General features: G+C 68.6%; 10 protein-coding genes. 9 read left to right on the forward strand and 1 reads right to left on the reverse strand.

The features are described 5' to 3' along the window. The first annotated feature begins 37 nt into the window (after nucleotides 1-37). From QCE64_RS22145 to QCE64_RS22185, 9 genes are read left to right on the forward strand one after another with little or no spacing between them, the layout of a single operon-like run. Nucleotides 38-1,408, forward strand: a complete 1,371-nt coding sequence (locus tag QCE64_RS22145; RefSeq protein WP_310006272.1) for a type II and III secretion system protein family protein — start codon at nucleotides 38-40, stop codon at nucleotides 1,406-1,408. After that, entirely contained in the window at nucleotides 1,405-2,688 is a 1,284-nt protein-coding gene (locus QCE64_RS22150; RefSeq protein WP_310006274.1) for a fimbrial protein, read from the forward strand. Before QCE64_RS22145 ends, QCE64_RS22150 begins: the two co-directional genes overlap by 4 nt. Nucleotides 2,689-2,690: 2 nt before the next feature. Further along, nucleotides 2,691-4,073, forward strand: coding sequence for a CpaF family protein (locus tag QCE64_RS22155; protein ID WP_309815713.1), 1,383 nt, complete (start codon nucleotides 2,691-2,693; stop codon nucleotides 4,071-4,073). Further along, nucleotides 4,066-5,055 carry a type II secretion system F family protein gene (locus QCE64_RS22160; protein WP_404987425.1) on the forward strand — a complete coding sequence of 330 codons (990 nt, stop codon included), beginning with the start codon at nucleotides 4,066-4,068 and terminating at the stop codon, nucleotides 5,053-5,055. Before QCE64_RS22155 ends, QCE64_RS22160 begins: the two co-directional genes overlap by 8 nt. Then, nucleotides 5,052-6,032 carry a type II secretion system F family protein gene (locus QCE64_RS22165; protein WP_310006277.1) on the forward strand — a complete coding sequence of 327 codons (981 nt, stop codon included), beginning with the start codon at nucleotides 5,052-5,054 and terminating at the stop codon, nucleotides 6,030-6,032. Before QCE64_RS22160 ends, QCE64_RS22165 begins: the two co-directional genes overlap by 4 nt. Before the next feature lie 10 nt (nucleotides 6,033-6,042). Then, nucleotides 6,043-6,780: a tetratricopeptide repeat protein gene (locus QCE64_RS22170; RefSeq protein WP_310006278.1), complete on the forward strand. Its 738-nt coding sequence runs from the start codon at nucleotides 6,043-6,045 to the stop codon at nucleotides 6,778-6,780. A gap of 37 nt (nucleotides 6,781-6,817) precedes the next feature. Next, nucleotides 6,818-7,120, forward strand: coding sequence for a DUF3613 domain-containing protein (locus tag QCE64_RS22175; protein WP_404987426.1), 303 nt, complete (start codon nucleotides 6,818-6,820; stop codon nucleotides 7,118-7,120). A gap of 21 nt (nucleotides 7,121-7,141) precedes the next feature. Next, complete coding sequence (locus QCE64_RS22180; RefSeq protein ID WP_310006279.1) at nucleotides 7,142-8,872, forward strand: TadG family pilus assembly protein; 1,731 nt, start codon at nucleotides 7,142-7,144, stop codon at nucleotides 8,870-8,872. A 13-nt stretch (nucleotides 8,873-8,885) separates the two neighbouring features. Further along, complete coding sequence (locus QCE64_RS22185) at nucleotides 8,886-10,277, forward strand: sigma-54 dependent transcriptional regulator (protein WP_309923599.1); 1,392 nt, start codon at nucleotides 8,886-8,888, stop codon at nucleotides 10,275-10,277. Nucleotides 10,278-10,409: 132 nt separating this feature from the next. Here the strand turns inward: QCE64_RS22185 and QCE64_RS22190 are convergent, their stop codons facing one another. After that, nucleotides 10,410-11,282: an EAL domain-containing protein gene (locus tag QCE64_RS22190; protein ID WP_309923601.1), complete on the reverse strand. Its 873-nt coding sequence runs from the start codon at nucleotides 11,280-11,282 to the stop codon at nucleotides 10,410-10,412. Nucleotides 11,283-11,370: the final 88 nt, after the last annotated feature.

Here is an 11,370-nt window from a genome sequence, read left to right on the forward strand (position 1 = left end):
GCGAATCACGATGACAAGAAACCAGCAAGACGAAGGCATGAAGAAATCGACGGGATGGAAACGGGCGGCGCTCCTCGGCTGGGTGGTCGTGGTATGCGGCGGCACCGTGCAGACGGCGGCGGGGGAAACAGCGGCTACGACGGCGTCGCCCTCGCGCGGCCAGGTCATTGCGCTGTCGACGGGCGCGCAGATGTCGCTCGCGCCCGGCAAGACGGTGACGCGCGTGGCGATCGGCGACCCCGCCGTCGCCGACGTGAACGTGCTGAAGGGCGGCGGCGTGCTGCTCGTCGGCAAGGCGGCGGGCTCGACCAGCCTGATGCTGTGGCAGCGCGGCAGCGGGACGCCGCTCTCCTATACGGTCGACGTGGCCTCCGGCGCAGGCGCCGCGCTCGCCGAAAGCGACGCGCCGCAAGTCCGCGTGCTCGGCAAGACGGCGGTGCTGACCGGCAGCACGCCGAGCGTCGGCAAGCATCAGCGCGCGGCGGCGGCGGCGCGCGCGTCGGTGGGCAAGGACGGCGCGGTCGTCGATGCCTCGACCATCGCGACCCGCAGCGTCGTGCAGGTGGACGTCAAGGTGGTCGAGTTCAGCAAGTCGGTGCTCAAGGAAGCCGGCTTCAACCTGTTCTCGCAGAATCACGCGGGTTTCGCGTTCGGCACCTTCGCGCCGAGCGCGCTCAGCAACGTGTCGGGCGGCGCGACCAGTCCGCTCGCCGTCACGGCCACCTCGCCGATCGGTTCCGCATTCAACCTGCTGCTCAATTCGACCTCGCGCGGATTGTTCGCCAACCTAAGCTTGCTGGAAGGCAACAATCTGGCGCGCGTGCTGGCGCAGCCGACGCTGGTGGCGCTCTCGGGACAAAGCGCGAGCTTCCTCGCGGGCGGCGAGATTCCGGTGCCGGTGCCGCAGTCGCTCGGCACGACGACGATCGTCTACAAGCCATATGGCATCGGCCTTTCGCTGACGCCGACCGTGCTCGGCCCGGAGCGCATCGCGCTGAAGGTGGCGCCCGAGGCGAGCCAGCTCGACTTCGCGCATGCGATCACCATCGACGGCGTCTCGGTGCCCGCGCTCACCACGCGCCGCGCGGAAACGGCGGTCGAACTCGGCGACGGCGAGAGCTTCGTGATCGGCGGGCTGGTGGATCGCGAGACGGCCTCGAACGTCAACAAGGTGCCGCTGCTCGGCGACCTGCCGATCATCGGCGCGTTCTTCAAGACCTTGCAGTACTCGCAGCAGGACCGCGAACTGGTGATCATCGTGACGCCGCATCTGGTCGCGCCGATCGCCCGCAACGCCCCGTTGCCCGCGACGCCCGGCGAGCAGTCCGAGCGCCGCGACGGGCCGGTATGGCGCTCGTTCATCGGCGGCGCATTGTCTGCCGAAGCCGCGCCGGGATTCTCGCGATGACGCCCGTCGAAGCTTCCGCGCTGCCGGCGCGCTTCCTGTGCGCGAGCCCCGACAGCGCGCGGCTCGACTGGCTGCAACGCGCGCTGGCGGGCGCGGGCCCGGTGGAAGCCGCGCCGTGGGACGTGGCCGGACTGACTGGGCGCATCGGCGAGCGGGCGCCGGGCGTCGTCTTCATCGACTTCGGCGCGAGCGGCGACGCCACGCAAGCGAGCCTGCTGGCGCACGCGGCGCGCGACATGTATCCGGCCGTGCCGATCGTCGCGCTGGGCACGCTGGCGACGCCGGCCCCGGCGCTCGCGGCGCTGCGGGCGGGCGTGCGCGATTTCGCCGACGTGAGCGGCGCGCCCGCCGACGTCCTCGCGATCGCGCGGCGTCTGCTGGCCGAACGGCCGGCTCCGCGCAACGAGCCGGTCAGCCGCCAGGGCAAGCTCACGGTGCTGCTCGGCGCGCGCATTGGCGTGGGCGTGAGCACGCTCGCGGCGAACCTGGCGGTGAGCCTGCAAAAACGCGCGGCGGCGGCGCAGCGCACCACGGCGCTGCTCGACCTCGGCCTGCCCGCGGCGGACAGCGCCTTGCTGCTCGACACCCGCAGCGAACTGCATTTCGTCGATGCCGTGCGCAACCTGCGCCGCTTCGACGAGACCTTCGTGAACACCGCCTTCGCGCGTCATCCGAGCGGGCTGGCGCTGACCGCGCTGCCTGCCGATCTTGGCGAGATGCGCGCGATTTCCTTCGCCTCCGCGACGAGCACGCTGAACCGCCTGCGCGCGTATTTCGATCAGCAGATCGTCGATCTGGGCGGCTTCTCGAACCTCGAATTCGTCGGGCAGGCCGTGCGTGCCGCCGACGAAGTCTGGCTCGTGTGCGATCCGAATGTCGCCTCGGCGGTTTCGGCGGTCGCCTTGCTCGACGCCTTGCGCGCGGGCGATGAAAGCGAGCCGGACGAAGCCAAACCACTCGGCCTCGTCGTCAACAAGTTCGACGCCGCGCTCAACTTCGGCGCCGACCAGCTGGCCGAGCGTCTCGACCTGCCGCTCGTCGCGGTGCTCCCGGAGCGGGCCCAGGCGCTCGGACGCGCGGTGAACCAGGGCCGGCTGCTGGCCGAGTGCGCCGAACGCGATCCGTATGTCCGCGCGCTCGCGCCGCTGGTGGCGCGCCTGCACGGTGAAGCACCGGGCGAGGCGGCCGCGCGCGACGCACAGTCGGCAGGCGGCCGTGCGTCCCTCCGCTCGGCGCTGGGCGCCGGGCAATTCCTTCCCAACTTTCTCAGACGGTCATAACGATGGTTCAGGACTTCAGCAAGGACATCGCGTTCGCGAACGATCTGGCCGAAGACGCCGTCGCGTTCGCCCAGTCGCAGCAGTTCCAGGACGTGGCCACGGCCGCGCACGAACATCTGCTGTCGCGCATCGAGGAACTCGGCGCGGAATTCGGCCGCTGGTCGCGCCAGGCGATCCAGCAGTTCGTCGATCTGGAGATGGACAGCTTCGTGCGCCTGCGCCGCATTCCGCTCAATGAGAGCGAAGTGCGGCTGGTGGCGGCGGCGCTGACCAAGGAACTCGCGGGTTTCGGCCCGATCGAGGACCTGCTCGCCGATGCCGCCGTGGAGGACATCCTCATCAACGGCTATAGCGACGTGTATGTGTCGCGGCACGGTATCCTCGAAAAGATTCCGGTGCGCTTCGCCGACAACGCGCACCTGCTGCGCATCGTGCGGCGCATTCTCGCGCCGATCGGCCGGCGTCTCGACGAATCGAATCCGATGGTCGATGCGCGCCTGCCCGACGGCGGCCGCGTCAACGTGGTGATCGAGCCGCTGTCGATCGACGGGCCGGTCGTGTCGATCCGCAAGTTCCGCCGCGATCCGCTGCGTCCGGATGACCTGCTCGCGAACGGCACCTTCAACCAGGACATCGCGACGCTGTTGCAGGCGGCGGTCGAGGCGCGCTGCAACGTGCTGGTCTCGGGCGGCACGAGCTCGGGCAAGACCTCGCTGCTCAACGCGCTGGCCTTCTTCATCCCGAAGCACGAACGCGTGGTGACGATCGAGGACACGGCGGAGCTGTCGCTCAACCATCCGCACGTGGTGCGGCTCGAAAGCCGGCCGGGCGGCTTCGACGGCGCGGGCGTCGTGTCGATCCGCGACCTGTTGCGCAATACGCTGCGGATGCGTCCGGACCGCATCATCGTGGGCGAAGTGCGCGGCGGCGAAGTGCTCGAAATGCTCCAGGCGATGAATACCGGCCACGACGGCTCGATGGGCACGGTCCACGCCAGTTCGCCGCGCGAGTGTCTGTACCGGCTGGAAATGCTGGCGGGCTTCGCGGGCTTCCAGGGCACCGAGGCGAGCCTGCGGCGGCAGATTGCCAACGCCATTGATTTCATCGTGCAGATCGGGCGGCTCTCGAACGGCCGGCGCCGAATCCTCTCGGTTACCGAAGTCACCGGCCTTTCGGACAACATCATCGCGATGCAGGAGTTGTATCGCTATGAGCCGTCCGTCGACATGAACGGAGACGAACAGGACCGCTGGAACTGGCTCGGCATTCATCCGAGTTCGCCGAAGCTCGCGAAATTCCGTCAGGCGCAAGGTGTGGCGATGTCGGAAGGCTTCGGGCAGACGGGACGCTTCGGCGGCGGTTTCGGCGGGGGCTTCAGTGGCTAGGGGCGTCGCGCTCGTCGCGATGCTTGCGCTGCTGTGCGCGGCGGCGGCGCTCATGCTGTGGCGGCGCAGCGCCCTGCGGCGTGAACGGGCGCTGGCGGAACGCTTCGTCGAGCGGCAGGTGCAGACCGCGAGCGCGGCGCACGCCGCCGCTCCGCACGCGTCGCACGCGGCACAACCGCCCCGGCCCGCGCCGGGCGCGCCTGCCGCCGAGATGCAGACGGGCGTCCGGGCGCGCATCGCGCAAGTGCGCGCGTTCGTCGGCAATCTGCTGAACCGCGCGGGCATCGAACGGCCGGGCGCGCTCGTCGCGATCACGCTCGCCGTTGCCGGCTGCGGCGCGCTGTGGGCCGGCGTGCGCGCGGGAGCGGCGATCGGCGCGGGCGTCGCGGCGTTCGTGCTGGTCGCCGTCTACGCGTGGCTGACGTGGCGCGCGCAGAAACGCTACCAGCGCATCGTGCGGCAACTGCCGCCTTTCCTCGACGGCATCGTGCGGATGATCGTCATCGGCCACAGCGTGCCGGCGGCGTTCCAGAGCGCGCTCGGCAGCGCCGAAGCGCCGCTCTCCGAATGCCTGAACCGCGCGCTGCCGATGCTGCGCACCGGCATGGAAATCGATCACGCGCTCGGCGCGGTGGCGCGCATCTACCGCGTGCGGGAACTGGAACTGGTGGGCTCGGTGCTGCGCGTGTCGGTGAAATACGGCGGCCGCTCCGACGTGATGCTCGACCGCATGGCCGCCCTGATGCGCGACCTGGAGCAGGCCGATCGCGAACTCATCGCGCTGTCGACCGAAACGCGGTTGTCGTCGTGGGTGCTCGGACTGCTGCCCATCCTGCTCGGCACGATGGTGATCCTGACCAATCCCGCGTACTTCGACGCCATGTGGACCGACACGCTCGGCAAGCGCCTCGTCTACATGGCGGTGGCGTTGCAGGCGCTCGGCGCGTGGATGCTGTACCGGCTGGCGAGGGTACGGACATGACGATCACGCCTGCCTTGCTCGGCGCGCTCGCGCTCGCCGCCGCCGCGCTGGCCGTGAGCCTGTGCGGCGTGCTGGCGTTCGGCCGCCATCTGCGCATGCAGCGTTCGGCGCGCACGCTCGATCACGCGTTGCAGGATCGTGCGGCGGCGTCGCTGTCGGCCGCCGCTGCTGCTGCGCCGGCCACGCGCCTCACGCCGCCGCCGGCGCGCGGCCTGTTCGCGGCGCTGGCACGCGCGAGCGTTGCGTGGCTCGACACGCCGTTCGGGCGCATCGCGGTGGCGCCGGAAGACCGGCGTTTGCTGGAACGCTGCGGCTATCTCGATGTCCGTGCGCGCGCCCGCTTTCTCGCGGCGCGCATTGTGGGCGCGCTCGGCGCGCCGCTCGCCGTCTTCGCCGTCGCGCATGGCGGCTTGAGCAGCGCGCGCTTCATGCTGCTGATGTTCATGGCGCTTTCGGCGGGTTTCATGGCGCCGAAGTGGTTCGTGCGGCGGCGCGCGCAGGCGCGTCAGCGCGCGGTGGAAAACGAGCTGCCGATGTTCGTCGACCTGTTGCGGCTGCTGCAGGGCGTCGGGCTGTCGCTCGATCAGAGCCTGCAGGTGATGATCCACGACTTCGGCAACGTGCTGCCCGTGCTCGCGCGCGAACTGGCGCTGGCGCAGGCGCAGTTCGTGACCGGCCGCACCCGCGAGCAATCGATGAAACGTCTCGCCACGAGCTACGAAAACGACGACCTCGCCGCCATCGTGCGGCTCATCATCCAGGTCGAGCAGCACGGCGGCGCGGTGCAGGATCCGCTCAAGCAGTTCGGCGACCGGCTGCGCGAGGCGCGCCGCGCGGCGCTGCGGGCGCGCATTGGCAAAGTCACCGTGAAGATGACCGGCGTGATGGTGCTCACGCTGCTGCCCGCGCTGCTGATCATCACGGCCGGGCCGGGTTTCATCGCGGTGGTGCACGCGCTGGCAGGACTTCATCGATAACGGAATGCTCATGACTCTCTCCACGACCCTCTTGCGCCCGCTGCTCGCGGTGCTGCTCTGCGCGACGCTCGGCGCGTGCGCGACCAAGCAGGAGAACGGCTACGGCCTGGGCATCCAGGCGGAACGCCAGGCCGCGCTCGATCAGGCGCAGCAGAAGGACGCGCCGCCCGATACGCCCGGCATGTACCTCGCGCTGATCGACCGGATGCAGGCGCAGGGCTTGTGGTACGCGTCGCTGGCGCACATCGATGCCTACGAGCAGCAATACGGCGAAGCGCCCGACACGATTCTGTTGCGCGCCGATGCGCTGCGTCAGACCGGCCAGCCCGAGGCCAGCGCGGCGGCCTACGCGCGTCTCGCCGATACCCCGCTCGCCGCGCGCGGCCTGCGCGGCCTGGGATTGCTGGCGGGTGCGAAGGGCGATTTCACGCACGCCGCCGAACGTTTCGAGGCGGCTTCGAAACGCGCGCCGACCGATGCCACGATGCTCTCTGACCTCGGTTATGCGCGCTTGCGGATGGGCGATGTCGAAGGCGCGCGCGTGCCGCTGATGAAGGCCGCTGAGCTCGCGCCGGGCAACCCGAAGATCCTGAGCAACGTCGCGCTGTATCTGCTTGCCAGCGGCCAAGCCGCGAATGCGCAAGGACTGATGGACCAGCAGAAGTTCACGGCGGATGTGCAGCAGGCGATCCGCGGCGATGCGAAGCGGGTTGCCGATGCGGCGCGGCCGCGCGTCGCGGCGCGCTGATGTCGCACGAACGAAGTTACCGAACCACGAGGCAACGATGAAACGACTCCCCCTGACGATGCTGGCCGCCGTGCTGGGCGCGGCGCCCGCCGCCGCCTTCGCGCAGGTCGCGAACCCGCCGGCGGCGAGCGAGATCGGCCACGCCACGCAGGCCTGGCTCTCGCTCCAGGCCAGCAATGCCGCTGCCGCGCCCGCGCAGCCGATGCTGGGCGCCGAGGCCAGCGCGGCCTACGACCGCTATTTGAGATCGTTCGAGACGGCGATTCCGGCGCGCTTCGGTTCGTCGCTCGAAGACGCCGGGCGGCCCGCGCTCGACGTCAACTATCACAACGCCAACTGATGCAGTTCCGCAGCCCACGTCATGAAAGCGCACCGCACCTTCCGACCGCACCTTGAGCGCCAGCGCGGCGCGGCGGCGACGCTCGCGGCGATCTGGCTCATCGTGGCGGTCGCGGCGCTGGGCGCGCTCGACATCGGCAATCTGTTTTTCGCACGGCGCGCGTTGCAGAGCGTCGTCGATCTCGCCGCCAGCGCGGGCACGCAGTCGCTGTCGAGTTCGTGCGCGCGCGCGACCTCCGCGGCGACCGGCAGCGCGCTCGTCAACGGCTTCGACGCCAACGCCGCCGGCAACAGCCTGAGCGTCACGTGCGGGCGCTGGGACGCGCAGGCGAACGCCGCGCCCGACCATTTCTCGACCAGCGGCATGCCCGTCAACGCCGTCAAGGTGAGCGCGGCGCGCATGGTGCCGTACTTCTTCGTCGGACCGTCGAGGCAGGTGACGGCGACGGCCATCGCCCGGGCCACGGACATCGGCTCGTTCTCGATCGGCACGACGCTCGTCAGTCTTGGCGCGGGCCAGCTGAATAGCCTGCTGAACGCGCTGCTCGGCACCAGTCTCAATCTGAACCTGGTGTCGTACCAAGGACTCGCGAACGCCCAGGTGCGCGTGGGCGATCTCGTCACGGCGGCGGGCGTCGGCACCGTGGATCAACTGCTCGGCCTGCAACTCAGCGCGGGCGATATCGCGAAACTCATGCTGAAGGCGCTGCAAACCACGTCCGTCGTGAACGCGAATCTCTCGACGGCGATCGGCGCGATGGGCGCCATCGTCAACGCGAACATTCCGGGCAACCAGACCATCGCGCTCGGCAGCAAGAACGGCTCGCCCGGGCTGCTGTCGATTGCGCTGGCGAACACGCAAAGCGCGCTCGACGCCACCATCAATCCGCTCGAAGCGCTGCTCGTCTCCGCCGAGATCGCGCAGGCGGGCAAGGCAGCCGTCATTCTGAAGCCGAGCATCGACCTGGGGCTGCTCGGTTCAGTGACGCTTTCGGTGCAGATCATCGAGCCGCCGGCGCTGGCCATCGGCGAGGCGGGGCAGGACGGCAACGGCAACTGGCGCACGCAGGCCAGCACGGCGCAAGTGCGGGCGGTCCTCGACGTGAGCCTCGTGAAGCTGCCGAACATCCCGCTCATCCCGTTGCTGAGCGGCCAGATGATTCATCTGCCGCTGTATGTGGATGCGGCGTCCGGCACCGCGTGGCTCGCCTCGACGCAATGCGCCGGTCCGCCGCTGACCCGGCGCTCGGTGATCGGCGTGCAGGGCGGCATCGCCAATGTGTGCGTCGGCGACCTGACGGCCAATGCGGCGTTCGGTGCCTGTTCCGTGCCCGCGACGATTCTCAACGTGCCCGGCGTGGCCAGCGTGAGCCTCGCCGCTGCCCTGCCCGCGACGATGCCCGCGTCGGCGGCGCCGAACATCACGTTCGACGGCGTGAGCGGCAACGCCGACGACTACCAGACCGTGCCGTCCGCGCCGGGCGCATCGCTTGCGAATGCGTTGAGCGGGCTGAACAAGAGCCTCTCGGGCACGCTGAAGATTTCTTCGCCCATCCTGCCGACCGTGCTGACCGATCTGTTGAGCGGCATCGTCACGGGCTTGCTGGGCGGCGTCGTCGCCACGCTGCCGCAACTGCTCACAGGCCTCGACACCGTGCTGCTGCCGGTGCTCCAGGCGCTCGGCGTGCAAGTGGGCGCGAGCACGATCCACGACCTGTCGCTGACCTGCGGCGAGTCGCAACTGGCCTATTGATTGATTGATCGACATGAGACAGAACACCAGAATCGACGGCCTCGACATTCACGTATGGGAGGGCAAGGCCGACATCGTCGAGCGCGTGGTGCGCGCGATGTCCGGCCAGGACGTCGACGTGCTGCGCGCCGACGGCACCGCCATCAGCGCGCCCCGCGACGCCGAGCGTCCCGCTCTCGCGATCATCAGCGTGAGCGTGATCGACCACGGCGCGTTCGTGCTGCGCGACTGGGAGGCGCGGCATACGATGCCGGTCGTGTGGGTCGGCGCGGCGCCGCGCGAGCGCGATCCGTCGGTGTTCCCCGCCGACTATTCGCACATCCTGCCGCTCGACTTCACCGGCGCGGAACTGCGCGCAATGGTCTGCAAGCTCGCGCGGCAACTGCGTGCGCATGGCGAGGATACGCAGGCGTCGGAGGATCTGATCGCGCATGCGGACTGCATGAAGGCGCTGCTGCATGAAGTCGATACCTTCGCCGATTGCGACACCAGCGTGCTGGTGCATGGCGAGACCGGCGTCGGCAAGGAACGCATCGCGCAGTTGCTGCACGAGAAGCACTCGCGCTACGGCGAAGGGCCGTTCGTGCCGGTGAATTGCGGCGCGATTCCGGACGGGCTGTTCGAGTCGCTGTTCTTCGGTCATGCGAAGGGTTCCTTCACGGGCGCGGTGATGGCGCACAAGGGCTATTTCGAACAGGCCAACGGCGGCACGCTGTTCCTCGACGAAATCGGCGATCTGCCGCTTTATCAGCAGGTCAAACTGTTGCGCGTGCTGGAAGACCAGGCGGTCACGCGACTCGGCTCGGCGACGCCGTTGCGCCTCGAATTCAGGCTGATTGCAGCGAGCAACAAGTGCCTGCCGCAGCTCGTGAAGGACGGTGTCTTTCGCGCCGACCTGTATTACCGGCTGGCGGTGATCGAGCTCAAGATTCCGTCGCTGGAGGAACGCGGCGCGCCCGACAAGATCGCGCTGTTCAAGGCGTTCGTCAGCGAAGTGATCGGCAAGGACAAGCTCGATACCTTGCCGGACCTGCCTTACTGGCTCGCGGACGCGGTCGCCGACATCTACTTCCCCGGCAACGTGCGCGAACTGCGCAACCTGGCGGAACGGGTCGGTGTTACCGTGCGACAGCTCGGCGGCTGGGACGAGTCGCGCGTGAAACGCCTGCTGGTGCTGGCGCGCAACCAGCAGCAACCGTCGGCGGGAGAAGGCGCAACCGACCTGCTCGTTGATCGCAGCAAGTGGGACATGAACGAGCGCAACCGGGTGATCGCCGCGCTCGATGCGAACGGCTGGCGCCGGCAGGATACCGCGCAGCATCTCGGCATCAGCCGCAAGGTGTTGTGGGAGAAGATGCGCAAGTTCCAGATCTTCGACGAGGAACCTGAAACCCGGCCGATGTAGCGCCGCGTCGCCGCATTCAAATTGCGGCGCACCAAAAAAAACGCCGGCGCACGCATGCGCCGGCGAAGTTCTGGCTTTACGAGGGCTGCCAGAAGCTCTTGGGAAACCGGTTCTAATTGCTGTACCTCGTTTTCATGCCGCGTTTGCAATGCGCATGGCGTGGCCAGCTTCGCGTCGTTTCGCGGGCGCTTTCGCCGTGCGCACGCCGGGCACCTGGTCGATGCCGAACGCCGGGCGCGCCAGGAAGAAGCCTTGCGCAAGCACATGCGGCCATTGCGCCAGCCACTGCGCCTGCGCGGCGGTCTCAACGCCTTCGACGACGATCGACACCTTGAGCCGCGTCAGCAGCGCGAGCACTGCCGAGAACACCGTGCAGGCATTCGGGCAGCTCGGCGCTTCGGCGAGCAGTTCCTTCGCGATCTTCACCGTGCCGAATTCGATCGGGCCGAGCGCCGCGAGACAGGCATAACCGGTGCCGAAATCGTCCATCGAAATATTGACGCCCTTGTTGCGGAAGCGGCGCACGAGCTTCTTCATGCCCGGAAAACGCGCGAGATCCTCGCTTTCCGACAGCTCCAGTTCGAGGCACTCCGGCGCGACGCCATGCGCGCGGCAGATGCTGTCCATGCGCTCGGCAAAACCGGGCAACGCCGCGATGGACGGCGGCACGTTCACTGCCACCGGATAGTGCGCGCCGCCGGCGGCGCGCCACGCGGCCATGTCGGCGGCCACGCGGTCCATCACGAACCAGGTGAGTTCGAGCATCACATCGGCGTCCTTGAACGCCGCGCAAAATGCGCCTGGCAGCTGCAGTCCGAACTCCGGATGACGCCAGCGAATCAGCGCTTCCATCTGAGCGAGTTCGCCGCTGTCCACCCGATAGATTCCCTGATAGGCGATGCAGAACTCACCAGCCCGCAGGCCCTGGAGTACGCGATGCCTCAATGCATGATCTGAGTCCGGCGCGGCGATCGCTGCGGGCGAGCCGTCTGTCGTTCTTTTCATGCTGATTCCATCCCTCCCCGTTGGTCACGCAAGGAATTGCAGGAGTCGTGCCAGACGTGCGGGCCAGAGGTGATGTCTCGCGAATTCT

Source organism: Caballeronia sp. LZ043, assembly GCF_031451075.1.
Lineage (GTDB): Bacteria > Pseudomonadota > Gammaproteobacteria > Burkholderiales > Burkholderiaceae > Caballeronia.